The organism is Bradyrhizobium sp. UFLA05-109, from assembly GCF_054185165.1.
In genome coordinates this window covers 144683-170456 of the sequence record NZ_JBBIAR010000009.1, presented here as the reverse complement: position 1 = coordinate 170456, position 25774 = coordinate 144683, and the positions used below count along the sequence as shown (strand labels likewise).

Genomic DNA, 25774 nt, shown 5'->3' with positions numbered 1-25774 from the left:
CCCGGTCACGGTTCAAATCGTCCGCAATGCGAAGGACTTGCGCCCCGCTTGGGCAATAGAGGGAACGTCGTTCCGCGAGCCCTGCTCAGTGCGTCTCCTCACCGCTTTTGCCGCCATGTCCTTGGACGCCGGCTTCGTCGAGTTTGCGGTAAAGCGTGGAACGGCCAATTTTGAGGCGGCGTGCGACCTCCGACATCTGCCCGCGATAATGCGAGATCGCGAAGCGAATGATTTCGTTCTCCATTTCCTCCAGAGGCCGTACTTCTCCGGTGCTGGTCAGCATCGCGAGCGACCCGGCGGTGGCCAATGGAGCGATCGGTATTTCGTTACCAGAGATCATCGCGGGGGCCATTGACGCGAGTGGCTCCAGGATCAGCGGCGCGGTCGCAGCGTCGCTCATCTGATGCGGGGGCCCGCCAAGCAGCGGGAAATCGTCCAGGCCGAGCTGATCACCCTCGCTCATGACCACCGCGCGATAGACCGCGTTCTCGAGCTGGCGGATGTTGCCGGGCCAGTCGAGCGTCGAGAGATGCGCCATAGCCTCGCCGCTGATGCCAGTGATCGGGCGATTCTCCTCGGCGGCGAACCGCGCCAGGAAATGCCGCAAGAGATGCGGGATGTCCTCGCGCCGCGCGCGCAGACTTGGAATCGTCAGCGGCAGCACGTGAAGGCGGTAGAACAGGTCCTCGCGAAAGTGGCCCTGCTTCACCCGATCCAGGAGCTTGCGGTTGGTCGCGGAGATGATGCGGACGTCGACCTTCTCCGGCTTGCGTCCGCCGACGGCCTCGACTGCGCCCTCCTGGAGCGCGCGCAACAGCTTGACCTGCGCGGTCAGCGGCAGCTCGCTGACCTCGTCCAGAAACAGCGTGCCGCCATGGGCCTCGACGAATTTGCCGGCGTGCCGTTCGGTCGCGCCGGTGAAGGCGCCTTTCTCATGACCGAACAGGATCGACTCGACGAGATTGTCGGGGATCGCGCCGCAATTGACCGCGACGAACGGCTTTGCCTTGCGCTCGCCGCTGCCATGGATGGCGCGGGCGAACATCTCCTTGCCGACGCCGGAATCGCCTTCGATCAGGACGGGGATCGAAGAGTTTGCCGCCTTCTGCGCGGCGCGCATCACATGCGCCATCGCGTCGCTGCGCGTGATGATGTCGGAAAACGTCAGCCGGCCCTCGCGGCTGTGCCGGATGCGCTGCAATTCGCCCTTGAGCGCGGACGCGTTGAGCGCGTTGCGCAAGGAGACCTGGAGCCGCTCCATGCCGACCGGCTTGACCACGAAGTCGGCCGCACCTGCGCGCATCGCCGAGATCACGTTGTCGATGCCGCCATGCGCGGTCTGGACGATGACGGGTACGCTGAGGCCCGCCTCGCGGATTTTTGCCAGGACGCCCATGCCGTCGAGGCCGGGCATGACGAGATCGAGGATGACGGCGTCGACCGCCGGTGCGTCGGGCGCGGTGAGGGCGGCGAGCGCGGCATCGCCGGAATCGACGATGATCGTTTCATAGCCGCATTTCTGCACCATGTTCTCGACCAGGCGGCGCGCGACGGCGTCGTCATCGGCAATCAAAATACTGGCAGCCATGGTGATCCCCGCACGCTACAACTATCTGTCTCGAATCGGGTCAATCTGGCCGAAGCCGATTAACGCACTCTTAAACCTTGCTGACCCCATCCATTGCGATCGTTGAACACAGGTTTCCAACACAATGACTTCGCGCTCCAAGTCCGCTCTCAGCACGTCCGTTCTCCGCAAGCCGAACACCAAAAAAGCCGTCGCCAAAGCAAAGTCCTCGGGCAAAGCCGCCAGCAAAGCCGGCAAGCTTCCGGAGTGGAACCTCGCCGATCTCTATTCCGGGATCACCGCGCCGGAAGTGGCGCGCGATCTCGAGAAGATGGATGCCGATTGCGTCGCGTTCGAGACCGACTACAAGGGCAAGCTCGCGACAGCGACAGCAAATGAAGATGGCGGAAAATGGCTCGCGGAGGCCGTGCGGCGTTATGAGGCGATCGACGATCTCGCCGGCCGGCTCGGGTCCTATGCCGGGCTAGTCCATGCCGGCGACAGCGTTGATCCCAAGATTTCAAAGTTTTACGGCGATGTGTCAGAGCGGCTGACGGCCGCCTCGACCCATCTTCTGTTCTTCGCGCTCGAGCTCAACCGGATCGATGACGAAATTTTGAATCGCGCAATGCAGGCTTCCGAGCTCGCGCATTATCGCCCCTGGATCGAGGATCTCCGCAAGGAGAAGCCGTATCAGCTCGACGACAAGCTCGAGCAGCTCTTCCTGGAAAAGGCGCAGACCGGCTATTCGGCCTGGAACAGGCTGTTCGACCAGACCATCTCCGGCCTGCGCTTCAAGGTCGGGGCTAAGGAGCTCGCGATCGAGCCGACGCTGAATCTCTTGCAGGACCGCGACGGCGCCAAGCGCAAGACTGCGGCGGAAGCTTTGGCAAAAACCTTCAAGGCCAATGAGCGCACCTTCGCGCTCATCACCAACACGCTCGCCAAGGACAAGGACATCTCCGACCGCTGGCGCGGCTTCAAGGACGTCGCGGATTCCCGCCATCTGAACAACCGCGTCGAGCGCGAGGTGGTGGATGCGCTGGTCGCCTCGGTGCGCGCGGCCTATCCAAGACTGTCGCATCGTTATTACGCGCTGAAGGCACGCTGGTTCAAGAAGAAGCGGCTCGCTTATTGGGATCGCAATGCCCCGCTGCCCTTTGCCGCGACCGACACCATCGCTTGGCCCGATGCGAGGAACATGGTGCTGACGGCCTATCGCGGCTTCTCGCCTGAGATGGCCGACATCGCCGAGCGCTTCTTCAGTGACCGCTGGATCGATGCCCCGGTTCGTCCCGGCAAGGCGCCGGGCGCCTTCTCGCATCCGACCACGCCGTCGGCGCATCCTTACGTGCTGATGAATTATCAGGGCAAGCCGCGCGACGTGATGACGCTAGCGCACGAGCTCGGCCACGGCGTGCACCAGGTGCTGGCGGCCAGGAACGGCGCGTTGATGGCGCCGACACCGCTGACGCTGGCCGAGACCGCGAGTGTGTTCGGCGAGATGCTCACCTTCAAGCGGCTCCTTGCCCAGACCAAAAATGCAAAACAGCGCCAGGCGCTGCTCGCCGGCAAGGTCGAGGACATGATCAACACCGTGGTGCGGCAGATCGCGTTCTATTCCTTCGAGCGCGCCGTCCACAGCGAGCGCAAGAACGGCGAGCTCACCGCGACGCGGCTCGGCGAGATCTGGCTTTCGGTGCAGGCCGAGAGCTTGGGGCCCGCGATCGAGATCAAGGCGGGCTATGAGAACTACTGGATGTACATCCCGCACTTCATCCATTCGCCGTTCTATGTCTACGCCTATGCCTTCGGCGATTGCCTCGTGAATTCGCTCTATGCGGTCTACGAGAATGCCGCCGGGGGCTTTGCCGAGCGCTATCTCGACATGCTCGCTGCCGGCGGCACAAAGCATTATTCCGAGCTGCTGCGCCCGTTCGGTCTCAATGCCAAGGACCCAAAATTCTGGGACGGCGGCCTTAGCGTCGTCGCCGGTATGATTGACGAGCTGGAGGCGATGGGCTGAAGCGGCCTGGCCGCGTCGGCCTCTCGACGGGATTGGCCCCTGCCTCTCACGGCTGCGACATTTTTTCGCGAGCTCGGCTATGAGCTCGTGGACGCAGTGCGGCAGGCGCCTCCCTTGTTGATGGAACCGGCCCCGAACGACGTCATTGCCGTGCAGTTCGGCGCGTCCTGCAGCCTTCGGCCCCCGTTTTCCCAGCCGCTGGATGGGCCACCTTCGCGACGGGTCCGGAGCTTCTGCTACGTGGGATTGAACGTTCGCGAAACCCGGCGCGACTAATCTCTATTAGATTCTCCAGCCTATTATGCAACCATTGATTGTTTGTGGCTCTGCCGTTGGGGGAGACACGCATGCTCAATCAAGTCTCGTCGACAGCTGCCGCAGAAGCGCGGAAGGCCGCCTTCGCCGCCGACAAGCCCTGGTGTGAAAAGCACCACCTGATCGTTCGCGATGAGATCGAGGCAATCAACACGCGTCGCGATGGGACGCGCCAGCTCCGGATTGACGATCTGCATCCCTGCCAGATGCTCGACGTCACGGGGCTCGCGCTGTCGGGTGGCGGGATCCGCTCCTCGGCCTTCTGTCTCGGCGTTCTCCAGGGGCTGAACCATCACGATCTGTTCGGGCGGATCGACTACCTTTCGACGGTGTCGGGCGGCGGATATATCGGTACCTCGCTCAGCGCGAGCATGACGGTTGCAGGACGTTTCGTCTTCGGCGAAAGGCCGGCAGGCGACACCGCGACCGCCTGCGAGATCAGCGACACGCCGTCGGTCGGACACATCCGGAACTACTCCAACTATCTGATCCCTGCCGGCGTGCGCGATCTGCTGACCGGGATAGCGATCGTGGTGCGCGGGTTGATCGCAAATATCGGGCTCACCCTGCCGATCATATTGATGCTCGCGGCGGTCACGATCTGGTCGACGCCCGTGCGAAGCTGCCTGACGGTCGCAAACCTGTTCGGCGTCGCCATCGGCGACCTCAAGAAATGCGAGCTGCACGATTTCAGCTTCGTCAATCAGTATGGATTCAGCGCCGTCGGAGCGATCCTCGCCGTGATCCTGCTTGCCGTCAGCGGATTGACCTACCTCGGCTCGCGATCGGAAAGGGGCAGCGGTCCCAGCATTGTGTGCGCCTATCTTGCCGGCATTGTCTTCGTGGTCGGCGTCGGCTGCGACTTCGCGCGCGTGCTCCAGGTGAAAAACTTTGCGTTGACGCTGGCGATGGCCATCATCGGGGTCGTTCTGTTCTTTCTGTGGGCGATTTTCCGGTCCTTTGCCAGCCCCAAGAAGCGACAGGAATTTCGCTCCCATGTTCCGACAGCGGGTGCAACCTTCCTGGTGATGCTGGCGACCCTCGCTTTCCTCGAATTTCAGCCCTTCGTGCTGCGGCAGATGTTCGAAGTCGCCGACAGCAGCGTGATCGGTGGGCCGGTCGGCGGCGTCGGGGTGGCCTGGATCAAGTCGCTCGCTGCGATCGCGGCGCCGATCGGCGTGTTCGTCACGGCCTTCCGGCAGCAGTTCGCCGAGCTTCTCAAGGGCAACGGCATCTCATCGCAATGGGGATCGGCGGTGCTGGCCATCGTTGCCAAGGTCGCACTCTGGGTCGCGGGTCTCGCATTGCCGCTGATCATCTGGATCGCCTACCTCTATCTGTCATATTGGGGCATCGCCAATGATCTGTTCGAGCAGTGCCCACCGTCTCCGACGCAAAGAGAATGCCTGGCGAATGCAAAATCGAGCGCCTCAACGCAGGGAAGCCTGGCGGGCAAGATTCAGTTCGACGCCAGTGCGGGCACCCTGTCCGCGCAAATCACGCCGAAACCAGCACTTCCCGACGCTCCGGATACGGAGCGGCTGACACCGACCTGGCACGCGCCGACATGGCTCGAATCGGCAGCGCAGTGGATCGGAGCCGAGGCGCAGAAGCGATTCCCAGGCATGTTCCAGGGACTGGCGTCGGAACTCGGCTATTCCTTCAGCCTGCCGGTGGTCATCCTCTATGCACTGGCGGGTGTCTTTCTGTTCCTCGTGTCGTGGCTCCTGACGCCGAACGCGAATTCCCTTCACAGGCTCTACCGCGACCGGTTGAGCAAGGCCTTCCTGTTCGATCCGACCCTGCCTGCCGACGGTGATATCGCGCGCACCGAAGCCAGCCTCGACCAGGGCCGCGATTTCAAGCCGCTCGATCGCATGAAGCTGAGCGATCTCTACGCCATCGCGAACGCCGGTGACCCGAATGCCGGGCCGAAGTTGAGCGCGCCCTACCACCTCATCAACACGGCGTTAAACATCCAGGGATCGGATTTTGCCAACCGGCGCGGCCGCAACGCGGACTTTTTCCTGTTTTCGCCGCGCAATGTCGGTAGCGAGGCGACCGGATACGCCGCGACTTCGGCCCTCGAGAAAGTCGAGCAGAGCCTCGACCTCGCCACCGCGATGGCGATCTCGGGAGCCGCAGCTTCCTCCAACATGGGATCGAGCTCGATCAGGGTTTTGACGCCGACGCTCGCCCTTCTCAACGTGCGGCTTGGCTATTGGCTCAGGAATCCGCGTTACGTGAATGCGCTCTCGTTCCCTCGCTTCTCGCCGCTCTATTTCTGGGCGGAAATATCCGGCCGGCTCTACGAGAACAGCGAGGGGGTCTACCTCACCGACGGCGGACACATCGAGAATCTCGGCGTCTACGAGCTGTTGCGCAGGCGCTGCAGAGTGATCGTTGCCGTGGACGCGGAGGCGGACACGCCGATGAATTTCGCCTCGCTGATGACGCTGCAGCGTTATGCCCGCATCGATCTCGGCGTCCGGATCGATCTGCCGTGGACGCCGATCCGCGAGTGCACGCGCGCATTGATGGCGCGCAATGCCAGCAACGAGTCGGCCCCGTGTCAGCACGACGATCGGCCGCAGGATCACGCTCACGTCGCGATCGGCACGATCGACTATGGCGGTGGTGACTACGGTTACCTCGTCTATATCAAGTCGTCCCTGACCGGCGACGAGAACGACTACATTCGCGACTATGCGCGGCGGCACGCCACTTTCCCGCACGAGACCACGGGCGACCAGTTCTTCTCCGAGGAACAGTTCGAGGTCTATCGTGCCCTCGGCTTCCACACGACTCACGGCTTCCTGTGCGGTGACAATCCTGTGGTGGTCGGGTCCGCCGTCGATCCACGCATGGTTCGATTTACCGACGCAGGCCAGCCGGCGATCGACGCCGTGCGCGGAGCGCTTGGTCTGCCGGTGCAGCAACCTCAGACCGCGGCAGTCACGGTTTGCGCGCTTGATCAGGGCTAGCTGGTTGCCGTCTGCACCGCACGCCCCGACAATCCGGATTCCAAATGAGCCGATTTGCGGGAAAACTGCGCAGCTGTGCCGTTGCCCTGCCCGGCGGATTGCGGTATTGCCAGCCGGGAATTCGACTTTCGACTGGGGACATCCATGGCTGACCATAGCGAAGTGGCGTACAGCACCGCCGACGGCAACGACTACGTTGCCCACGAGCAGACCTACGAGGGCTTCATCAAGCTGGTCAAGTACGGCACGGCCACTGTCGCGCTCATCGTCATCCTCATGGCGATCTTCCTGACCTGATCCATCGTCGGCTGCACCGCCAAAGGCGGCGGTTGCTCAGAAAATTTGCATCCAAACCGGTTCTAAAACCGGTATCCAACGTTGCGGGAGTAACGCTAAATTCGCGTGCGCGCTGTCCCGCGCCGCCGGAGGCCTCATGAAGATTGCCGTTGCCAAGGAAATCGATCCATCCGAGCCGCGGGTCGCCGCTTCGCCGGACACGGTGAAGAAGTTCAAGGCTCTGGGCGCCGAGATTGCCGTCGAGCCCGGTGCCGGCGTGAAGTCGGGCCTGCTCGACTCCGACTACACCGCCGCCGGCGCGACCGTCAGCGCCGATGCGCTCAGGGATGCCGACATCATCATCAAGGTGAAGCGCCCCGAGGCGTCCGAGCTCGGCCAGTACAAGCGCGGCGCGCTGGTCATTGCCATCATGGACCCCTATGGCAATGACTCCGCGCTGAAGACGATGGCCGATGCCGGTATCGCCGCCTTCGCCATGGAACTGATGCCGCGCATCACGCGCGCCCAGGTGATGGACGTGCTGTCGTCGCAGGCGAACCTTGCCGGCTACCGTGCCGTGATCGAGGGTGCCGAAGCCTTCGGCCGCGCCTTCCCGATGATGATGACGGCGGCCGGCACCGTGCCCGCCGCCAAAGTGTTCGTGATGGGTGTCGGCGTCGCCGGCCTCCAGGCGATCGCGACCGCGCGCCGTCTCGGCGCCATCGTCACCGCGACCGACGTGCGCCCCGCCACCAAGGAACAGGTGGAATCGCTCGGTGCCAAGTTCCTCGCCGTCGAGGACGAGGAGTTCAAGAACGCGCAGACCGCCGGCGGTTACGCCAAGGAAATGTCCAAGGAGTACCAGGCCAAGCAGGCCGCGCTGACCGCCGAGCACATCAAGAAGCAGGACATCGTGATCACGACGGCGCTGATCCCGGGCCGGCCCGCGCCGAAGCTCGTCAATGCCGAGATGGTCAAGTCGATGAAGCCGGGCTCGGTGCTGGTCGATCTCGCCGTCGAGCGTGGCGGCAACGTCGAGGGTGCCAAGCCCGGTGAGGTCGTCGATCTCGATGGCATCAAGATCGTCGGCTACACCAACGTCGCCGGCCGCGTCGCCGCCTCGGCCTCCGGCCTCTACGCGCGCAACCTGTTCTCCTTCATCGAGACCATGATCGACAAGAAAGAGAAGAAGCTTGCCGTGAACTGGGACGACGAGCTCGTGAAGGCGACCGCGCTGACCAAGGACGGCGCAGTCATCCACCCGAACTTCCAGCCGAAAGCCTAGGAGAGAAGCCATGGAGCATGTCGCACAGGTCGTCGATCCCTTCATTTTCCGGCTGTCGATTTTCGTGCTGGCGGTGTTCGTCGGCTATTTCGTGGTGTGGTCGGTGACCCCGGCGCTGCATACGCCGCTGATGAGCGTCACCAACGCGATCTCCTCGGTGATCGTGGTCGGTGCGCTGCTCGCGGGTGGCGTTGCGAATGTGTCGAGCGGTTCGGGCTGGGCGCGCGCCTTCGGCTTCATCGCGCTGATCTTTGCCTGCATTAACATCTTCGGCGGCTTCCTTGTCACCCAGCGCATGCTGGCGATGTACAAGAAGAAGGCCAAGTAAGCGGCCACCTCGGGCTGATGGGATAGATGGGGACCTGAGATGAGCGCCAATCTCTCTGCATTGTTGTATCTCGTGGCGGGGGTGCTGTTCATCCTGTCGCTGCGCGGGCTGTCGAGCCCGGCCTCTTCGCGCCAGGGCAATTTGTTCGGCATGATCGGCATGGCGATCGCGGTCGCCACCACGCTTGCCAACCACCCGCCGGCGGACGGCCTTGCCTGGCTGCTCGTCATCGTCGGCATCGCCATCGGTGGTACGATCGGCGCCGTAGTTGCGCGCCGTGTCCCGATGACCTCGATGCCGGAACTGGTAGCCGCCTTCCACTCGCTGGTCGGCATGGCCGCGGTGCTGGTCGCAGCCGGCGCGTTCTATGCGCCGGAAGCCTTCGACATCGGCACCCCCGGCAACATCCACACCCAGAGCCTCGTTGAAATGTCGCTCGGCGTCGCCATCGGCGCGCTGACCTTCACCGGCTCGGTGATCGCGTTCCTGAAGCTGTCGGCCCGCATGAGCGGCGCGCCGATCATCCTGCCGGCGCGGCACCTCATCAACATCGCGCTCGCGGTCGCACTGGTCGCCTGCATCGTCGGGCTCGTCGTCACCGGCAGCCCGGTGTTCTTCTGGCTCAACGTCATCCTGGCGCTTGCGCTCGGCGTGCTCATGATCATCCCGATCGGTGGCGCCGACATGCCGGTCGTGATCTCGATGCTGAACTCCTATTCGGGATGGGCCGCGGCAGGCATCGGCTTCACGCTCGGCAATTCCGCGCTGATCATCACCGGCGCGCTGGTCGGCTCATCCGGTGCGATCCTGTCCTACATCATGTGCCACGCGATGAACCGGTCCTTCATCTCGGTCATCCTCGGCGGCTTCGGCGGCGAGACCGCGGCGGCCGGCGGGGGCACTGGCGAGCAGAAGCCGGCAAAGCTCGGCTCGGCGGACGATGCCGCCTTCATCATGAAGAACGCCTCCAAGGTCATCATCGTGCCCGGCTATGGCATGGCGGTGGCGCAGGCGCAGCACGCGCTGCGCGAAATGGCCGACATGCTGAAGAAGGAAGGCGTCGAGGTGAAATACGCCATCCACCCGGTCGCAGGCCGCATGCCCGGCCACATGAACGTGCTCCTGGCCGAAGCCAACGTGCCCTATGACGAGGTGTTCGAGCTCGAGGACATCAACTCCGAATTCGCGCAGGCCGACATCGCCTTCGTGATCGGCGCCAACGACGTCACCAACCCGGCGGCCGAAGAGGACAAGACCTCGCCGATCTACGGCATGCCGGTGCTCCAGGTCTGGAAGGCCGGCACCGTGATGTTCATCAAGCGCTCGCTGGCTTCGGGTTATGCCGGCATCGACAATCCCTTGTTCTATCGCGACAACACGATGATGCTGCTCGGCGACGCCAAGAAGGTCACCGAGAACATCGTCAAGGCGATGTAATCGCGACATGCTCGAGAGCCCTCGCAAGCCCTAGGGCTCTGGATTGGCGGCGTCGTCATGATCGTCGTGAAGTGGGTCGCCGTCGTGCTGGTGACCGGCTATCTCGCCGGTCTCGTCGTGCTCTATGTCAAACAGCGCGACATGCTGTTCCCGATCCCCCCGGTCGGTCGAACGCTACCGGAAGCCGCAGGCCTCCCCGAGGCGGAAGAGCATCTGGTCACCACGTCGGACGGCGAGAAGATCATCATCTGGCACGTGCCGGCAAAGCCCGGCCGCCCCGTGATCCTCCATTTTCCCGGCAATGGTGATTATCTGGCCGGCCTCGTCGGCCGCTTCAAGGCGATGACGGCTGACGGCACCGGCCTCGTCGCGTTGTCCTATCGCGGCTATGCCGGCTCGAGCGGTGCGCCGAGCGAACAGGGCCTGCTGCGCGATGCTGCGGCCGCCTACGCCTTCACGACCGCGCGCTACGCGGCTGAACGGATCGTCGTCTGGGGCTTTTCGCTCGGGACCGGTGTGGCCGTCGCGGTCGCATCCGAGCATCCGATAGGCAAATTGATCCTGGAAGCGCCTTACACTTCGACCGTCGATGTTGCGGCCTCGCTCTTTCGCTTCGTTCCGGTCCGTTTCCTGATGCGCGATCAATTTCGTTCGGACGAGCGGATCGCTCGCGTCACCGTTCCACTCCTGATCATGCACGGCACGGAGGATACGGTGATCCCGATCGCGTTCGGCGAGCGCCTGTTCGCTCTCGCCAATCAATCAAGGCAGCTCGTTCGCATTCCCGGCGGAGGGCACGACAATCTCGACAGCTTTGGTGCCCAGGAGATTGCCCGACGTTTCATCAATGGCTCCTGAGGGCTGACGGGCGCGATCTTCTCGCGCATAATCGGTCGCCTATTTGAAGGAATCGCCTGCATGAGCGCACACGGACCGATGCCGCGGTCGTCTTGGCTATTTCCCGCCCTAGCGGTGCTGCTGTTCCTGATCGTCACCGCGACGGGGTACGGCTTCACCCTGTCGGTCGGGGGGCTTGGATTTGCGATCGTCCTGCTGGTGATCCTGTTCGGAACGGTGTTCGCTGCCGTTCATCATTCCGAGGTCATTGCGGAGCGGATCGGCGAGCCGTTTGGCACGTTGCTGCTCACGCTCGCGGTGACCATCATCGAGGTCGCGCTGATCACCACCATCATGCTCGGCGACAAGCCGGCACCGGAGCTCGCGCGCGACACCGTGTTTGCCGTGGTGATGATCGTCTGCAACGGGCTCGTCGGCCTCTGCGTGTTCATCGGTGGCCTGCGCTATCGCGAGCAGGGTTTCCAGGTTTCGGGCTCCAACGTGTATCTCAGCACGCTGATCGCGCTGGCGACCATCACGCTGATCATGCCCAACTATACGCTGACGACGCCGGGCCCGATCTATTCGTCGCTCCAGCTCGGCTTCGTCGATCTCGTGACGATCGTGCTCTATGGCGTGTTTCTCTACACGCAGACCGTGCTGCACCGCGACTATTTCATCAATCAGGCTGATGACGGGAAGGGCGGCGAAAGCCATCTGTCAGGCACAATGCTGGTTCTCAGCATGGTCCTGCTCCTGATCTCGCTCCTTGCCGTCGTTCTGCTCGCCAAGAAGTTCTCACTGGTGGTCGACGCCGTCGCCGCCATGATTGGCGCCCCACCGGCCTTTGCCGGGCTCCTGGTCGCGCTGCTGATCCTGATGCCGGAGGGCGTCTCGGCGATCGCCGCCGCGCGCAAGAACGATCTCCAGAAGAGCATCAACCTGGCCCTCGGCTCCTCGCTGGCCACCATAGGCCTGACGATTCCCGCCGTCGGCCTCGCCACCTATGCGCTCGACCAGCCGCTTGTGCTGGGCCTGAACCCCCCGAATACGGCGCTGATGTTCCTGACATTTTTGCTGAGCATGCTGACATTCGGCACCGGCAGGACCAACGTCCTGTTCGGGCTGGTCCATATGGTGGTATTCGCGGTCTACGTGTTCATGGTCTTTGTGCCGTAGCGAGAGGAATGGATATGCTGGCCGCAAAATCCGATGTGCAGGTCGACAACGACGAGGTCCGGGTCACCGAGTGGCGGCTGCCGCCGGGCGGCGCCACCGGCCATCACATTCACGGGATGGACTATGTGATCGTTCCCGTCACGGCCGGCGAGATGACCATCGTGGCGCCCAATGGCGAGCGTTCCAAAGCGCAGCTTTCGGCGGGCAAGTCCTACTTCCGCAAGGCAGGTGTCGCGCACGACGTGCTTAACGAAACTGCAACGGAGATCGTGTTCCTTGAAGTCGAGCTGAAACCGTAAAAGTGGCTTGCCAATGGCCACCGATCCGTCGCAGTTGACCCCTTACTATTGCCTCAAAGTTCCCGCATCAGACCGTGTGGGGAGTGGCCGGAATGCTGAAATACCTGACTAAAATCTCCATGGACATCTTCCCCTCGGTGCTCGCGACGATCATCGGGGCGTACATCGTTAATCACTACATCAACGCCCGGCCGGCGTCCGACACTCCCGCTGCCGCGGTCGCGCCTGCTCAGACCACCCAGACGAAGAAGGATGCCAAGCCTGCCGAGGTCGCGAATCTCCCCGCGCCCGGAGTGAAGGCCAAGGGTATTTCCGAGAAGGGTATTTCCGAGAAGGGTATTGCCGAGAAGGGCGTCTCCGAGAAGACCGCGACGGACAAGACGCCGGCCGAGAAGCCGGCTGACACCAAGGCTGCTGACCAGCCGGCCGAGAACAAGCCCGCCGAAACTGCACCCGCCGAGACCGCCGCCGCTCCCGCCACGCCGCGCGGCCGGCCGACGGCTTCCCGCGACAGCAAGGCCATGGCCAAGGCGACGCCTGCGCCGGCCATCACAGCGCCAGCCTCCGAGACCACTCAGGCTCCGGCATCGAATGCCGCGACTCCTGACGCCAACGATCTTGCCCGCGCGGCGATCGAGCGGCTGCGCAAGTCGCCCGAGGCTGCCCCTCAGGAGACGGCCCATGCCGTGGAAGCGCCGCGTGTTCATGAGGCCCCGCGGGTCGTGACGGCAACTCCGTCCGCCTTGCAGCCGTTGCCACCGCCGATCACGGTGTCGACGCCGGGCCCGGAGGCCTACGGCTCCCCCACGACGTCGAACCCACCCTACACCGCGTCCGTTGGCTCGGATGATGCGAACCGGCTGACGCCACCGGCCGACATCCCGGTCCCGGTTGTCGTTGCGCCTCCGCTCGATCTGCGGGCCGATGCGGCCGCTCCCGTGCCGCGGCCAAAGACCAACGTCGCCGACGAGATGCTGTCAGGCGTCAAGTCGATGTTCCACGCGGTCCTGCCGAAAAGCGTGACCCCAGACTGACCTGGGGCGCTGCGCCTTCGATCCCGTCTCAGCCGCCGACTCGGGCCAGCCCGCTGCGGGCGGCATCGTCGCGTGGACGGAGCGCGACCGCCTTGGTGTAGGACGCCGCCGCCTTGGCCTTGTCGCCGAGGCGCTCATAGGCGAGCCCCCGCGTGGTCCAGACTTGCGCATTGTGCGGATCAGCCTCGGAGGCCTCGTCGAGGTCGGCTGCGGCTTCCCTGACCTTGCCGACCGCGAGATAGCTGATGGCGCGGCCGAGCAGCGGCTCCGGCTTCTGCGGATTGAGCCCGCTCGCGGCGCTGAAATCCGCGATTGCGAACTCGTGTTCGTTGCTCGCCTGATAGATCAGGGCGCGGCCATAGAGCGCCTGCGCATTGTAGGGATCGAGCGCGACGGCGCGGTTGAACTCCTCGAGCGCTGCTGCCGTCTCTCCTGATTTCGCAAGCGCCTGGCCCTTTGCCGTGTGGTTCTGGGCCTCAGTGACATTGCCGGCGCTGACCGCGCTCTCGGCGGGCGCGGCAGCAGCCTTTGGCGCGTCCTGCGGCTTCTCTTTCTCGGGCATCAGCGATCCCAGGTCGAACGAGCAGCCAGACAGTGCGATCGCGATCAGTGTGAGCGTGACGGAACGCCGCCAGAGCCGGCACGACAGTGCCGGGCTGTGCTTGGGGAAAGGGGAGGCCATCTACGGATTCGCTCGCGCTGGTGCCGCATCGGTAGTGCCCCGTCCCAGAAAAGGCACCGCTCACAAAACAATAACGCGGGCTCGGGGCCCGCGTCATCGAAAACTCAGTTTTGCAGAAGCGGCAAAATCAGCGCGGTCCGCGCGGACCTGCGCCCGGGCCGCCACGGCCGCCAGCGCCACGCTCGCCACCGGGGCCAGCGCCGAACACCGGCTTCGGCTTCATCGGCAGCAGGCCTTCACGCTGCAGCTTCTTGCGGGCCAGCTTGCGCGCGCGGCGCACGGCTTCGGCCTTTTCGCGGGCCTTCTTCTCGGAGGGCTTTTCGTAATGACCGCGGAGCTTCATCTCGCGGAAAATACCCTCGCGCTGCATCTTCTTCTTCAGCGCCTTGAGGGCTTGATCGACATTGTTATCGCGAACGAGAACCTGCACGCGGCATCCTCTTCAGTGGATCGGATTTGAATTCTGGTAAGTCAAAGGGGATGGCAAAAAGCGCAAGCCCTTAACCTTGAGCGCGCGGATGTATCAGACAAAACCTGAGATGTCCATTGTCCAAGAGGGCTTTCGGGCCAAGATAAGCCATTAAATGGGGCAAAAATGCCCCCGTGCGGCCGCGATTTGGGTGGTTTGGTGCCAATCGCGGGGCCGTTCCCGGATTTTGATCCGGAAGTCTTGGAAATCAGGGGAGTCCCTCATGGATATGAAGAAATACGCCGCCGAGGCCATCGGCACCTTTTGGCTGACATTTGCGGGGTGCGGGAGCGCGGTGATCGCTGCCGGCTTTCCGCAGGTCGGTATCGGCCTGGTCGGCGTGTCCCTGGCGTTCGGCCTCAGCGTCGTCACCATGGCCTACGCCATCGGCCACATCTCGGGCTGCCATCTCAACCCGGCCGTCACGGTCGGTCTTGCGGCGGGCGGTCGGTTCCCGACCGGACAGATCCTGCCCTATATCGTCGCGCAGGTCATCGGCGCGATCGTGGCGGCCACGCTGCTCTATGTGATCGCCAGCGGCGCCCCGGGATTCGACGTCGCCAAGGGCTTCGCGTCGAACGGGTACGGTGCGCACTCGCCCGGCCAGTACGGCATGGTGGTGTGCTTCATCACCGAGGTGGTGATGACCATGATGTTCCTGTTCGTCATCATGGGCGCGACGCACGGAAGGGCGCCTGCGGGCTTCGCGCCGCTCGCGATCGGGCTTACGCTGGTGATGATCCATCTCGTCAGCATTCCCGTCACCAACACGTCGGTGAACCCGGCGCGCAGCACCGGCCCTGCGCTGTTCGTCGGTGGCTGGGCGCTGGCACAGCTCTGGCTGTTCTGGGTCGCACCGCTGGTCGGCGGCGCGCTCGGCGGCGTGATCTATCGCTGGCTGAGCGAAGAGCCGGGCGGCGTCGTCGCCGGTGTGAAGACCGCGTGATCGTCGCAGCATGATCCGGAAAAGTGTGCGGCGGTTTTCCTCGCGACAAGCGCGGAACGCGTTTGCGCGGAGATCATGCTCAAACAAGAATCTAAGGCGCGACGATGATCGCGCTTTAGAGGGGGATCGCGAAGCGCCGCGGTCCCCTTACTTACCGCGGGCGGGCGCGACCTCGGTGACGTGGCCCATCTTGCGGCCCGGCTTGGGCGTGCCCTTGCCGTAGATGTGCACGGTGGCTCCGGGGACCGTGAGCCACTCCGTGTAGCGGTTGATCTCGTCGCCGATCAGATTGGTCATGGTGACGACCTCGCCGTGCCGCACGGGCTTGCCGAGCGGCCAGCCCGCGATGGCGCGGATGTGCTGCTCGAACTGCGAGACGGACGCGCCGTCGAGCGTCCAGTGCCCGGAATTATGCACGCGCGGCGCGATCTCGTTCACCAGCACCTTCGGTCCCGTGCCGTTGGCGAGCACGAACATCTCGACCGCCAGCACGCCGACATAATCGAGCGCGTCGGCGATCTTGCCGGCGACGTTGCGCGCCTCTTCGGCAAGCGCGTCCGGAATCGCGGCCGGGGCGCGCGAGATCTTCAGGATGTGATCGCGGTGTTCGTTCTCGGTGACGTCGAAACATTCGACCTGGCCTTCGGCCGAGCGCGCGGCGATCACGGAGATCTCGCGCTCGAATGGCACGAAGGCTTCGAGGATCGCCGACTTGGTGCCGAGGCCGGTCCACACTTTCGCGATGTCGTCGCCCTCGCGGATGATCGCCTGGCCCTTGCCGTCATAGCCGAAGCGGCGCGTCTTCAGCACGGCCGGAAGCCCGATCCTGACGATCGCCTCGCGGAGCGATGCGACCGAGGTAACATCGGCATAGGCGGCGGTGCCGATCCCGAGCCGGGTGATAAAATCCTTCTCGGCGAGCCGGTCCTGGGTGGTCTCGAGGATCTTGCGGTTGGGCAGCACGGGGCGGCGCGCGTCCAGCACCAGCGCGGCCGCGGCCGGCACGTTCTCGAATTCGTAGGTGATGACGTTGACGTCATTCGCGAACAGCTCGAGCGCCTCGACGTCGGCATATTCCGCGCACGTCGCGTTCAGCACGACGTCGAAGGCCGGTGAGTCCGGATCGGGCGAGAACACCTGGGAGCGCAGGCCGAGCCGCGCCGCGGCCATCGCAAGCATCCGCCCCAATTGTCCGCCACCGAGGATTCCGATGGTGTCGCCGGGCTTCAGCTTCACCCGTTTGGTGCCAGTCACGCCTTGTCCTCCGGGCGCTCGGCCACGGCGTCAGTCTGTGCCTTGCGCCAGGCCACGAGGCGTTCCGACAGCGCCGGATCGAACAGCGCCAGCACGGCAGCCGCCAGCAGCGCTGCGTTGATCGCGCCCGCCTTGCCGATGGCGAGCGTGCCGACCGGGATGCCGGCGGGCATCTGGACGATCGAGTGCAGCGAATCGACGCCTTTCAGCGCCTTGGATTCGACGGGAACGCCGAACACCGGCAGTTCGGTCAGCGACGCCGTCATGCCGGGCAAATGCGCGGCGCCGCCGGCGCCCGCAATGATGACCTTGAAGCCTTCGGCCTTGGCGCCCTTGGCAAAGGTAAACAGCCGTTCCGGGGTGCGGTGGGCCGAGACGATGCGGCTTTCGCAGGCGACACCGAGCGCTGTGAGCGTATCGGCAGCATGCCGCATGGTGTCCCAATCCGACTGGCTTCCCATGATGATGGCGATCGGCGCGGTCATGACGTCAATTGTGCTCGGGAATACAGAAACATAGGCCAGATTAGCGGTTCCGGCCGGCGGCTCGCAAGGCGGTGGCAAGGAGAAGGGAATGCACTATCCTGTCTTGGTGAATCCCCGCAAGCCTTCATTGAGCAGGACGCCCATGAAGAAACCAAAAAGGGCGATCGCTGCGAAGGCCAAAAAGCGCCGGAAAAGCAGCGGGAGCCGATCCAAACCCGCGGCCAGGCGCACGGCCCGGTCGGCGGGCCTGACCGCTGCGACCACCGGCCGGGCCAAGGAAAATGCCAGGAACGATGCCAGAAACGATGCCAAGAACGACGCCAAGAACGACGCCAAGGCGATCATCCGCAGCCTGCGCACCAAGCTCGCCCGAGCCCAAAGGCGCATCGACGAGCTCGAGGCTGCCGCCGACACCGACTTCCTGCTCGGCATCCCGAACCGTCGCGGCTTCGAGCGCGAGCTGCACCGTGCGATCGCCTACATGGCGCGCTACGCCGCCCGCGGCGCGTTGATCGTGCTCGACGTCGATCGCCTGAAGCCCATCAACGACTCCTTCGGTCATGCCGCCGGTGACGAGGTGCTGAAGGCGATCGCCGCCGCGCTGACGCGGCAGGTGCGCGCCTCTGACGTGGTCGGCCGCCTTGGCGGCGACGAGTTCGCACTGCTGCTCTGGAACCTCAGCGAGACGGACGCCAAGGCCAAGGCCGCAGGCTTCGAGCAGGCGATCGACGACTTGTCCTTTGTCTTTCGCGGCCAGCGCGTGAATGCAGGCGCCTCCGCCGGTGTCGCGCTGCTGGGATCTCATGCCGAGGCAAGCCGCGCGCTGGAGGAGGCCGACGCAGCCATGTACGTGCGCAAGGCGCAGCGGCGGCACGAGCCGCGGATCAGGCTGATCAGCAGCTAGGATGCGATGATCTGGCTCACCTCTCCCCAGCGGGGAGAGGTGTCCCCCTCGGCTTGCATTGATTCAGTCAAAACTCATCCTGCTTTGGATTAAAGCGCGCTGAGATCTTCCGGCACGTTGCCGAACTTGCGCAGCAGCTTGGCGTCGCCGAACTCGCCGGTCATGGGATCGCCGCTGCGGCTGAACGCGATCGCGCCGATATGGCCGGCGCCGTGCGCCAGGATTTCGGCGCGCCGCAGCGCGGCGGCCGAGGTCTGACATTCCTCCGCGGCGCCCGCGACCGGCGATCCATCTCCATCGATGAGGAAAGGCAGCGCGACATAGTAGGTGACATCGGACATGGTCGGCTCCTCGTGCTCCTTGGCTCACGCGGCGCTGGAGGTGCTCCGCATCTTGTTGCGCGACGTCTCGGGAATGCAGCCGGCCGAAATTGCCGCCTGCAATTCCTCGAGCTCCGCTTCCAGATATTCGTTGGCCATGATCAGCGCCTTGATGGTGCTGCGCAGATTGCCGTCACACATCGCGATCGCTTGATCGCAGGCTTGCTCATAGTGGCTGTTGTCGAAGGCGGCTGCGGACATGGCATTTCCCCGGAAGCGGTTGAGATCCGAATGTTCTTCTTTTGTTCTTTTTGAGTCAAGTGGAATCCGTATGCGGAAAACGCATCCGGCATACCGGCGGGGATCAGGCGATGATGTCGGGCGTGATCTGGTCTTCGATGAAGGCGATACGGTCGCGCAACAACAGCTTGCGTTTCTTCAGGCGCTGTAACCGCAACAGGTCGGGGGCGGGCGATTGATGCAATGCATCGATCGCCGCATCGAGATCTCGGTGTTCCTGCTGCAACCGGGCGAGCTCGGCTTCGAGTTCGCGCTCGTCTTCATTGGTCATGATGTGCGGTAGCCGGAAAACCCGATGAAGTTGCGAAAGCCTGTGGAAGGCCTGTGGAAAGTATCGTCCTTGCGCGACGTGATCGCAAGCTATCTGGGTCCCCTATCAACGTTCTCTCGCAAAGATATTTCAGTGGATCGCGGCGCCAGCGCACAGGTGCATTGAAATCATGGATGATTCCTGCCGCGGTTCCTTACTCACTGTTCATTACATATGAAGTTTCAAAAATGACAGGGAGACTACGGATACTTATCGACAGAACGAATCGGTGATGTACACTTCTTCGTCCGGATCGAATTCTGAGGTTCAACCCTACCGAGGAGGTTTCGAATGACAATTCAGGCACATCTTGTTGAATTGGAGCGGAAACACAAACTTCTCGAAAATGAATTGCACGAAGCTCTTGTGCACCTTTCAACAGACGACCTGCAAATTGTTGAGTTGAAGCGCCGGAAGTTGATGGTCAAGGACCAGATCGAGCGGTTGAGGCACGGCACGGACGACACGCTCCACTAGTAAACCCCGTACACATGTAAGCCTGATCACGCATCCTTCACGCAGGGATGAGAGCTGTTGCGCTCATCCCTGCGTCGAGGTGCGAAGCGTCGTGCGGTTAACTTCGTGCGAAGGCTAGAGCATGATCCGGACCCGAAGGGGCCGTGTTAGCGCAAAGCGTGAAGCGGTTTTCCTTCGCGACAAACGCGGAACGCGTTTGCGCGGAGATCATGCTCATACAACAACCTAGAGCGCGATGACGATTCACTCCCAATCTCATCGCGCTTTAGATGTTTGCGAGCTCGGCGACGTGGTCGGCGATCGCAAGCGATGACGTCAGGCCGGGCGACTCGATACCGAAGAGATTGATCAGGCCGTTTACGCCGTGATCGCGCGTGCCCTGCATCAGGAAATCCTGTGTGGCCACCGCCGGCGGGACGATTTTCGGCCGTATGCCCGAATAGCTCGGCATCAACGCACCATCAGGCAGGTCCGGCCAGTATTTGCGGATCGCCGGATAGAAACGCTCTGCGCGTGCGGGATCGACGGCATAGTCGATCGTTTCGATCCACTCCACGTCGGGACCGAAGCGTGCCTGGCCCGCCATGTCCAGGGTGAGGTGCACGCCGAGCCCGCCGGGCTCGGGCACAGGATAGATCAGCCGTGAGAACGGCGCCTTGGTGCTGCAGCTGAAATAGTTGCCCTTGGCGAGATAGGCCGGCGGAATCCGGTCGAGCGGCATGCCGTCGATGCTGCGCGCCACCGTCGTCGCCGAAAGACCGGCCGCATTGACCAGCAGGCTGCATTGCAGCGTCATCGGCGCCTCGCCGCCGGCATCGATTTCGATGACGCCGCCCGACGCCTTGGCGCGGATCAGCGGCGTGTGAAACGCGAACGCAGCTCCCGCCGCTTCGGCCTCGCCGCGCAGCGAGAGCATGTAGGCGTGGCTGTCGATGATGCCGGTCGAGGGCGAGAGCAACGCGGCATCGCAAGCGAGCGCCGGCTCCAGCGCGCGCGCGGCGTCGCCTGCAAGCATCTGCATGTCGAGCACGCCATTGGCCTCGGCATGCGCCTTGATCGATTGCAGCTTCTCGGTCTCCTTCGGACTGGTCGCGACGATCAGCTTGCCGCAATTTTTGTGCGGGATGTCGCGCTCGGCGCAGTAGCGGTAGAGCGCATGCTTGCCGCTGACACACAGCCGCGCCATCCAGCTCCCGGCCCGGTAGTAGATCCCGGCATGAATCACCTCGCTGTTGCGCGAGGAAGTGACGGTGCCGATGGCCTCCGCAGCTTCCAGCACGATCACCTCGCGCCCGGCCTGGGCGAGCTTTCGGGCGACCGCGAGCCCGACCACGCCCGCTCCGATGACGACGCAGTCAACTCTATCCATGGTGGGGCAGGAGGTCCGTAAGCGGCAGGGCCAAGAAGTCTAACAAGGGGCTTAACGAGAGACTTAAGGAACCGCATCCAAGGCGGCTCTCCATTAAGGAAGAATTTATCATGTCAGGGCAATTGCCGTATCTGGCGTCACATTTTTCTGTCGTGCTGACAGGCGTTTACCCGATCCCAACCCGTGAGGCCAGACAATCCGGAGTTGAAATCGCGGGTGGCTGATGGCTGAGAAGGACTGGCACGCGAGCGGCACGATTTTGACGTCTGTGCAGGCCCTGCTGTGCCTTGCCTGCACGGTTGCGCCCGCGCGCGCCTTTGCGCTGTCCGACAATTTCGGCCCGCAGAGCTATCTGGGCAGGCTCGATCCCAATCTGGTCTGGGAGGCGCTGCTCGGCGGCATCGCGGTGTGCTCGCTCCTGGCGGCCATCGTGCTGTGGATCCACTCGGCGTTACGGCGAGCCAGGCGCATGCAGTTGCGGCGCAATGCGTTCGTTTCGTCCGCCATGAACAATCTGAACCAGGGTATCGTGATGACCGACGCTCAGCGACGGATCATCTTCTGCAACGACCGCTATCTCGAAATCTACGGGCTGGCGCGCTCGGACCTCTGGACCGATATGACCGGGTCAGACATGCTCAGGCTGCGTCGCGATCGTGGCGTGCTCGGCGTGACCGACGACGAGTTCTACGAGAAGGCTGCCAGCTCGAATGGCCTGATCACCGAGCTGCCCGAGGGGCGAGCCATCCTGGTGAAATATTTCGTGCTCCCGAATGGCGGTTCGGTAGCGACGCATCTCGACGTCAGCGAGCAGCGCAACTTGTCGCGGCAGCTTGCCTCCACCAAGCAATTCCTGGAATCGGTGCTCGACAACGTCCCGGTCTGTGTGGCCGCGAAGAACATCGAGGACGGCCGCTACATCTTCGCGAACACTGCCTATGAGCGCTTCTGGGGATTGTCGCGGGACTACGCTGTTGGCAAAAATGCGCGGGAGCTGTTTGCTGCAGTCTCGGCGACCAGGATCGAGGACGCCGATCGGGCCGCGCTTAACTCTCCCGACGGGCAGTTCCGCAACGAATTCGAGGTCGAGCGCGGATCCGCGCGGCGCATGGTTGCTTCGGTCCGGATCGTGGTCCGCAACGAACGCAACCAGCCTGAATTCCTGCTGCTCGTGTTCGAAGACATCACCGACCGGCGCTCGCTCTCGGAGGAGTTGGAGAGCACCAAGAAATTCCTCGAGCTCGTGGTCGACAACATTCCGGTTGCGCTGATCGTGGAGCAAGTCAAAGACGGCCGCTATCTGCTCGCCAATCGCAGCGCGGAGGCGATCCTCAACCGTAAACGCGAGGATGCCACGGGCCTCACCGCTTCCGACATCTTCAATGTCAAGGAAGCCAAGCTGATCATCGCGCGCGACGAGGCCGCGATCAAGAAGCGGGGGATGATTACCGAGGAGCATCCGATCTCGACCAAGGATGGTCTGCGGCTGTTCCTCACCCGCCGCGCCACCGTGCTCAGCGATGCCGGCGAGCCGGAATATCTGATCAAGACCCACGAGGACGTCACCGACCGCCGCCAGACCGAGTCGCGCATGGCGCACATGGCCTATCACGACGGTCTGACCGACCTGCCTAATCGCTCTGCCTTCCTCCAGGCACTGACGCAGATGATCGAGGCCTGCGAGGGCACCGGCGAGGAGTTCGCCGTGCTTTGCATCGATCTCGACGGGCTGAAGGAGGTCAACGACGTCTTCGGCCATGCGCTCGGTGACAAGCTCCTGGTCGAGGTCGCCCAGCGGCTCCAGGACGCCGCCCGTGGCGGCGTGGTCGCGCGCCTGTCCGGCGACGAGTTTGGCCTGATCATCGATGGCAAGCAGCCCGACACGGGTCTCGCGCTGGCGCGCCAGCTTGGTGAAGCCCTTTCCCAGGAATTCCAGATCGACGGCCGCGCGGTGCGCGCCGGGGTCACCACCGGCATATCGGTCTTCCCGCACAATGGCGCGGACGGTGCTTCGCTGCTCGCCAATGCCGGGGCAGCGCTGTTCCGCGCCAAGCAGAAGTCGCGCGGCACGATCAGCCTCTATCAGCCCGAGATGGACCAGCAGATCCGCGACCGCCGCGTGCTGCACCAGGATCTGTCGAAAGCGATCAAGAACGGCGAGCTCTCGCTCGCGTTCCAGCCGCAGGGCGTCGCCGGCCAAACCGTCGCCGAGAGCGAGATCATCGGCTTCGAGGCGCTGGCGCGCTGGCAGCATCCGGTCCGCGGCCAGGTCTCGCCGGCCGAGTTCATTCCGATCGCGGAGGAGAGCGGCCTGATCGTCGAGATGGGCGAGTGGATCCTGCGCCAGGCCTGCCGCGAGGCGGCTTCCTGGGCCAAGCCGCTCCAGGTCGCGGTCAACTTGTCGCCGGCGCAGTTTGCCCATGGCGACGTGGTCGGCCTCGTCCACTCGATCCTGCTGGAGACCGGGCTTTCGCCTGGCCGGCTCGAGCTCGAAATCACCGAGGGCGTGCTGATCGAGGATTTTGATCGCGGCCTCGCGCTGCTGCGCCGCCTGAAGGCACTGGGCGTGCGGATCTCGATGGACGATTTCGGCAGCGGCTATTCTTCGCTGAGCTATCTCCAGGCATTCCCGTTCGACAAGATCAAGATCGACCGCGCCTTCGTGATCAATCTCGGCCGCAACCCGCAATCGGCGGCGATCGTGCGCGCCGTGATCGATCTCGGTCACGGCCTGGAAATGTCGATCATCGCCGAGGGCGTCGAGACGATCGAGCAGCTCGCTTTCCTCGCCAAGGAGGGCTGCGACGGCGTGCAGGGCTATCTGCTCGGCAAGCCGTTGCCGATCGGACAATATGCCCGCCTCATCGGCCGCGCCGAGGCGATGGAGCTTGCGCTCAAGACCGGCTAGAGCGCTGGTCGCGCTCCAGCCATATGTTTGTGCATGATCTCCGCGCAAACGCGTTCCGCGTTTGTCGCGCGGAAAACCGCTACACACTTTTCCGGATCATGCGCTAGTGATGACGAAGTCCCTGCTTCGTTCCTTCACGACGGCTTCATGGCGGATTACGACCTCGCGATCATCGGCGGTGGCCTGAACGGCGTCAGCATCGCGCGCGACGCCGCCGGGCGCGGCCTTCGCGTCGTTCTGCTCGAGCAGGGCGATCTCGGTGGCGCGGCCTCCTCGGCGACGCCGCATTTGATCCATGGCGATCTCTCGGTGCTGGAGCGTCGCCGCTTCCGCCGCGTGCGCCGGGCGCTGGCCGAGCGGAAGGTGTGGCTCGCGATCGCCCCGCATCTGGTTCGTCCGATGCGTTTCGTGATCCCTGCGCATTCCGACGAACGTCCGCCTTGGCTGCTGCGCGCCGGTCTCCTGCTCTACGACCGTCTTGCTGGGCGCGGCGGCTTGCCGCCGTCGGCGACCATCGATATCACGCATCATCCGGTTGGCAACGCCCTGAAACGGCCGTTCGGCACCGCCTTTGAATATTCGGACTGCGTCGTCGATGATTCCAGGCTCACAGTCCTCTCCGCGCTGGATGCGGCGGAGCGTGGTGCCGTGATCCGTACCGGCGCGCGCTGTGTGCGGGCCGATCGCACCGAGATCTGGCGGCTCGCCGTCGTCGATCGCGGCCATCGCAGGGTCATCACGACCCGCGCGCTCGCGAACACCAGCGGTGGATGGAGCGTGAGCGTCGCCGAGACCGTGCTCCGACAGCCGCCACCACGCGCGGGCGCAGCCGTGCAGATCAGCCAGATCGTCGTGCCGCGGCTGTTCGAACCCGACAATGTCTACGTCTTCCAGAACAGCGATGGCCGGCTGATCTTCGCAAGCCCCTTCGAGCGCGACTTCACCCTGATCGGTACCGTGACGCATGCCTTCACGGGCGATCCCGCGATCGTCGCCATGCCGGCCGCCGACGTGAGTTATCTCTGCGAGGCCGCCAACCGCTATTTCCGCGAGCCTGTCGCGCCGGTCGATGTGGTGCGGACGATGTCGGGCGTCAACCTGGCGCCCGAAGCGGCGCGCCGGCGGGATGGTGCGCCCGCATTCGATGCGCGGCGGCGCAAGGCGCCGCTGATCACGATGTTCGGTGGCGACGTCACGACCGCACGGTGGCGCGCGGAGCGCGCGGTGACCAGGCTGACGCCGTTCTATCCGATGTCGCGGCCCTGGACGCTCGGCGCGGCGCTTCCGGGCGGGGACTTTCCCTGGCAGGGCTTCGAAGCGGCAGTCGATGCCGCGCGCGACCGTTGGCGCTTTCTCTCCGAGGCGCAGGCGCAGCGCCTGGTCGGTTCCTACGGCTCGCGGCTGCCGGCCGTGCTGGGCGAGGCGGCGAGTTGGGCCGAGCTGGGGCCGGCCTTTGGTCCCGAACTCACGGGAGCCGAGGTGCGCTACCTCATGCACACCGAATGGGCTCGCTTCGCCGACGACATCCTGTGGCGCCGCTCCAAGCTCGGCCTGACCATGCCGCCCGCGGATCGCGACGCGCTGGCCGCGTTCATGGCGAATGCGATCGAGCCGTTCGGTTTGCAGACTGAAAACTTCAAGACCACATAAAGATCGCTTAGGCGAAATTTTGTTGCGCCGACATTCATCGAGCCGCGTAATAGGCGGTTACGCCCAGGAACCTGTGGGTTTCTTGGGGTGTGATCATGTTTTCTGGTTATGGGGGCTTCCATTTTCATATGGG

24 protein-coding genes are annotated in these 25774 nt (G+C 63.8%); 15 read left to right on the top strand and 9 right to left on the bottom strand.

Annotated elements, in window-relative coordinates; all coding sequences use genetic code 11:
• Nucleotides 1-85: 85 nt before the first annotated feature.
• Nucleotides 86-1588 (bottom strand): sigma-54-dependent transcriptional regulator, encoded by a 1503-nt coding sequence (locus Q3C01_RS08970; protein WP_458144952.1) that lies wholly within the window; start codon nucleotides 1586-1588, stop codon nucleotides 86-88.
• Nucleotides 1589-1712: 124 nt separating this feature from the next.
• Here Q3C01_RS08970 and Q3C01_RS08965 point away from each other — a divergent pair, with 124 nt between their 5' ends.
• The 10 genes from Q3C01_RS08965 to Q3C01_RS08920 all read left to right on the top strand — a co-directional run bounded on the left by Q3C01_RS08965 (nucleotide 1713) and on the right by Q3C01_RS08920 (nucleotide 13567).
• Nucleotides 1713-3593 (top strand): M3 family oligoendopeptidase, encoded by a 1881-nt coding sequence (locus Q3C01_RS08965; RefSeq protein WP_458144951.1) that lies wholly within the window; start codon nucleotides 1713-1715, stop codon nucleotides 3591-3593.
• 347 nt (nucleotides 3594-3940) lie between these two features.
• On the top strand, nucleotides 3941-6892 hold the full coding sequence (locus tag Q3C01_RS08960; protein ID WP_458144950.1) for a cell division protein: 2952 nt from the start codon (nucleotides 3941-3943) through the stop codon (nucleotides 6890-6892).
• A 144-nt stretch (nucleotides 6893-7036) separates the two neighbouring features.
• Nucleotides 7037-7189, top strand: a complete 153-nt coding sequence (locus tag Q3C01_RS08955; RefSeq protein WP_449376860.1) for an aa3-type cytochrome c oxidase subunit IV — start codon at nucleotides 7037-7039, stop codon at nucleotides 7187-7189.
• A 136-nt stretch (nucleotides 7190-7325) separates the two neighbouring features.
• A complete protein-coding gene (locus tag Q3C01_RS08950; RefSeq protein WP_458144949.1) occupies nucleotides 7326-8453 on the top strand; it encodes a Re/Si-specific NAD(P)(+) transhydrogenase subunit alpha in 1128 nt (375 codons plus the stop codon).
• A gap of 10 nt (nucleotides 8454-8463) precedes the next feature.
• Nucleotides 8464-8781 carry a proton-translocating transhydrogenase family protein gene (locus Q3C01_RS08945; protein ID WP_283039714.1) on the top strand — a complete coding sequence of 106 codons (318 nt, stop codon included), beginning with the start codon at nucleotides 8464-8466 and terminating at the stop codon, nucleotides 8779-8781.
• Between the two features lie 39 nt (nucleotides 8782-8820).
• Nucleotides 8821-10218, top strand: coding sequence for an NAD(P)(+) transhydrogenase (Re/Si-specific) subunit beta (locus Q3C01_RS08940; protein WP_458144948.1), 1398 nt, complete (start codon nucleotides 8821-8823; stop codon nucleotides 10216-10218).
• A gap of 57 nt (nucleotides 10219-10275) precedes the next feature.
• Entirely contained in the window at nucleotides 10276-11076 is an 801-nt protein-coding gene (locus Q3C01_RS08935; protein WP_458144947.1) for an alpha/beta hydrolase, read from the top strand.
• A 60-nt stretch (nucleotides 11077-11136) separates the two neighbouring features.
• The gene (locus tag Q3C01_RS08930) at nucleotides 11137-12234 is read left to right on the top strand and encodes a calcium:cation antiporter (protein ID WP_458144946.1); all 1098 of its coding nucleotides are present in this window, start codon (nucleotides 11137-11139) and stop codon (nucleotides 12232-12234) included.
• Between the two features lie 14 nt (nucleotides 12235-12248).
• Nucleotides 12249-12533, top strand: a complete 285-nt coding sequence (locus tag Q3C01_RS08925; RefSeq protein ID WP_458144968.1) for a cupin domain-containing protein — start codon at nucleotides 12249-12251, stop codon at nucleotides 12531-12533.
• A gap of 92 nt (nucleotides 12534-12625) precedes the next feature.
• Entirely contained in the window at nucleotides 12626-13567 is a 942-nt protein-coding gene (locus Q3C01_RS08920) for a hypothetical protein (RefSeq protein WP_458144945.1), read from the top strand.
• Between the two features lie 28 nt (nucleotides 13568-13595).
• Here Q3C01_RS08920 and Q3C01_RS08915 read toward each other — a convergent pair whose 3' ends face one another.
• Nucleotides 13596-14249 (bottom strand): tetratricopeptide repeat protein, encoded by a 654-nt coding sequence (locus tag Q3C01_RS08915; protein ID WP_458144944.1) that lies wholly within the window; start codon nucleotides 14247-14249, stop codon nucleotides 13596-13598.
• Between the two features lie 127 nt (nucleotides 14250-14376).
• Nucleotides 14377-14679 (bottom strand): 30S ribosomal protein S21, encoded by a 303-nt coding sequence (rpsU, locus tag Q3C01_RS08910; protein WP_027525171.1) that lies wholly within the window; start codon nucleotides 14677-14679, stop codon nucleotides 14377-14379.
• Between the two features lie 262 nt (nucleotides 14680-14941).
• Between rpsU and aqpZ the strand changes: the two genes are divergently transcribed.
• On the top strand, nucleotides 14942-15664 hold the full coding sequence (gene aqpZ / locus Q3C01_RS08905; protein WP_458144943.1) for an aquaporin Z: 723 nt from the start codon (nucleotides 14942-14944) through the stop codon (nucleotides 15662-15664).
• Nucleotides 15665-15811: 147 nt separating this feature from the next.
• Here the strand turns inward: aqpZ and Q3C01_RS08900 are convergent, their stop codons facing one another.
• Both Q3C01_RS08900 and purE read right to left on the bottom strand, forming a co-directional pair.
• Nucleotides 15812-16918 (bottom strand): 5-(carboxyamino)imidazole ribonucleotide synthase, encoded by a 1107-nt coding sequence (locus Q3C01_RS08900; RefSeq protein WP_458144942.1) that lies wholly within the window; start codon nucleotides 16916-16918, stop codon nucleotides 15812-15814.
• Entirely contained in the window at nucleotides 16915-17403 is a 489-nt protein-coding gene (purE, locus tag Q3C01_RS08895; protein WP_458144941.1) for a 5-(carboxyamino)imidazole ribonucleotide mutase, read from the bottom strand. The genes Q3C01_RS08900 and purE overlap by 4 nt, the downstream gene beginning before the upstream one ends.
• Nucleotides 17404-17545: 142 nt before the next feature.
• Between purE and Q3C01_RS08890 the strand changes: the two genes are divergently transcribed.
• A complete protein-coding gene (locus Q3C01_RS08890; RefSeq protein WP_458144940.1) occupies nucleotides 17546-18307 on the top strand; it encodes a GGDEF domain-containing protein in 762 nt (253 codons plus the stop codon).
• 89 nt (nucleotides 18308-18396) lie between these two features.
• Here Q3C01_RS08890 and Q3C01_RS08885 read toward each other — a convergent pair whose 3' ends face one another.
• The 3 genes from Q3C01_RS08885 to Q3C01_RS08875 form a co-directional block, all read right to left on the bottom strand.
• On the bottom strand, nucleotides 18397-18648 hold the full coding sequence (locus tag Q3C01_RS08885) for a hypothetical protein (RefSeq protein ID WP_458144939.1): 252 nt from the start codon (nucleotides 18646-18648) through the stop codon (nucleotides 18397-18399).
• A 24-nt stretch (nucleotides 18649-18672) separates the two neighbouring features.
• A complete protein-coding gene (locus Q3C01_RS08880) occupies nucleotides 18673-18888 on the bottom strand; it encodes a hypothetical protein (RefSeq protein ID WP_254099836.1) in 216 nt (71 codons plus the stop codon).
• Nucleotides 18889-18991: 103 nt separating this feature from the next.
• Nucleotides 18992-19198: a YdcH family protein gene (locus Q3C01_RS08875; RefSeq protein WP_027553252.1), complete on the bottom strand. Its 207-nt coding sequence runs from the start codon at nucleotides 19196-19198 to the stop codon at nucleotides 18992-18994.
• A gap of 330 nt (nucleotides 19199-19528) precedes the next feature.
• Here Q3C01_RS08875 and Q3C01_RS08870 point away from each other — a divergent pair, with 330 nt between their 5' ends.
• Entirely contained in the window at nucleotides 19529-19714 is a 186-nt protein-coding gene (locus Q3C01_RS08870; protein ID WP_449376847.1) for a YdcH family protein, read from the top strand.
• A 265-nt stretch (nucleotides 19715-19979) separates the two neighbouring features.
• Here Q3C01_RS08870 and Q3C01_RS08865 read toward each other — a convergent pair whose 3' ends face one another.
• The gene (locus tag Q3C01_RS08865) at nucleotides 19980-21083 is read right to left on the bottom strand and encodes an NAD(P)/FAD-dependent oxidoreductase (protein ID WP_458144938.1); all 1104 of its coding nucleotides are present in this window, start codon (nucleotides 21081-21083) and stop codon (nucleotides 19980-19982) included.
• 223 nt (nucleotides 21084-21306) lie between these two features.
• Here Q3C01_RS08865 and Q3C01_RS08860 point away from each other — a divergent pair, with 223 nt between their 5' ends.
• Both Q3C01_RS08860 and Q3C01_RS08855 read left to right on the top strand, forming a co-directional pair.
• Nucleotides 21307-23991 carry a sensor domain-containing protein gene (locus Q3C01_RS08860; RefSeq protein WP_458144937.1) on the top strand — a complete coding sequence of 895 codons (2685 nt, stop codon included), beginning with the start codon at nucleotides 21307-21309 and terminating at the stop codon, nucleotides 23989-23991.
• A gap of 147 nt (nucleotides 23992-24138) precedes the next feature.
• The gene (locus tag Q3C01_RS08855) at nucleotides 24139-25641 is read left to right on the top strand and encodes a glycerol-3-phosphate dehydrogenase (protein ID WP_458144936.1); all 1503 of its coding nucleotides are present in this window, start codon (nucleotides 24139-24141) and stop codon (nucleotides 25639-25641) included.
• The last annotated feature ends 133 nt before the right edge of the window (nucleotides 25642-25774 follow it).

Bases quoted from the DNA above. Each gene is read 5' to 3' on its own strand.
- Q3C01_RS08970 (WP_458144952.1), bottom strand. From the start codon at position 1,588: ATGGCTGCCAGTATTTTGATTGCCGATGACGACGCCGTCGCGCGCCGC.
- Q3C01_RS08965 (WP_458144951.1), top strand. From the start codon at position 1,713: ATGACTTCGCGCTCCAAGTCCGCTCTCAGCACGTCCGTTCTCCGCAAG.
- Q3C01_RS08960 (WP_458144950.1), top strand. From the start codon at position 3,941: ATGCTCAATCAAGTCTCGTCGACAGCTGCCGCAGAAGCGCGGAAGGCC.
- Q3C01_RS08955 (WP_449376860.1), top strand. From the start codon at position 7,037: ATGGCTGACCATAGCGAAGTGGCGTACAGCACCGCCGACGGCAACGAC.
- Q3C01_RS08950 (WP_458144949.1), top strand. From the start codon at position 7,326: ATGAAGATTGCCGTTGCCAAGGAAATCGATCCATCCGAGCCGCGGGTC.
- Q3C01_RS08945 (WP_283039714.1), top strand. From the start codon at position 8,464: ATGGAGCATGTCGCACAGGTCGTCGATCCCTTCATTTTCCGGCTGTCG.
- Q3C01_RS08940 (WP_458144948.1), top strand. From the start codon at position 8,821: ATGAGCGCCAATCTCTCTGCATTGTTGTATCTCGTGGCGGGGGTGCTG.
- Q3C01_RS08935 (WP_458144947.1), top strand. From the start codon at position 10,276: ATGATCGTCGTGAAGTGGGTCGCCGTCGTGCTGGTGACCGGCTATCTC.
- Q3C01_RS08930 (WP_458144946.1), top strand. From the start codon at position 11,137: ATGAGCGCACACGGACCGATGCCGCGGTCGTCTTGGCTATTTCCCGCC.
- Q3C01_RS08925 (WP_458144968.1), top strand. From the start codon at position 12,249: ATGCTGGCCGCAAAATCCGATGTGCAGGTCGACAACGACGAGGTCCGG.
- Q3C01_RS08920 (WP_458144945.1), top strand. From the start codon at position 12,626: ATGCTGAAATACCTGACTAAAATCTCCATGGACATCTTCCCCTCGGTG.
- Q3C01_RS08915 (WP_458144944.1), bottom strand. From the start codon at position 14,249: ATGGCCTCCCCTTTCCCCAAGCACAGCCCGGCACTGTCGTGCCGGCTC.
- aqpZ (WP_458144943.1), top strand. From the start codon at position 14,942: ATGGATATGAAGAAATACGCCGCCGAGGCCATCGGCACCTTTTGGCTG.
- purE (WP_458144941.1), bottom strand. From the start codon at position 17,403: ATGACCGCGCCGATCGCCATCATCATGGGAAGCCAGTCGGATTGGGAC.
- Q3C01_RS08890 (WP_458144940.1), top strand. From the start codon at position 17,546: ATGAAGAAACCAAAAAGGGCGATCGCTGCGAAGGCCAAAAAGCGCCGG.
- Q3C01_RS08885 (WP_458144939.1), bottom strand. From the start codon at position 18,648: ATGTCCGATGTCACCTACTATGTCGCGCTGCCTTTCCTCATCGATGGA.
- Q3C01_RS08880 (WP_254099836.1), bottom strand. From the start codon at position 18,888: ATGTCCGCAGCCGCCTTCGACAACAGCCACTATGAGCAAGCCTGCGAT.
- Q3C01_RS08875 (WP_027553252.1), bottom strand. From the start codon at position 19,198: ATGACCAATGAAGACGAGCGCGAACTCGAAGCCGAGCTCGCCCGGTTG.
- Q3C01_RS08870 (WP_449376847.1), top strand. From the start codon at position 19,529: ATGACAATTCAGGCACATCTTGTTGAATTGGAGCGGAAACACAAACTT.
- Q3C01_RS08865 (WP_458144938.1), bottom strand. From the start codon at position 21,083: ATGGATAGAGTTGACTGCGTCGTCATCGGAGCGGGCGTGGTCGGGCTC.
- Q3C01_RS08860 (WP_458144937.1), top strand. From the start codon at position 21,307: ATGGCTGAGAAGGACTGGCACGCGAGCGGCACGATTTTGACGTCTGTG.
- Q3C01_RS08855 (WP_458144936.1), top strand. From the start codon at position 24,139: ATGGCGGATTACGACCTCGCGATCATCGGCGGTGGCCTGAACGGCGTC.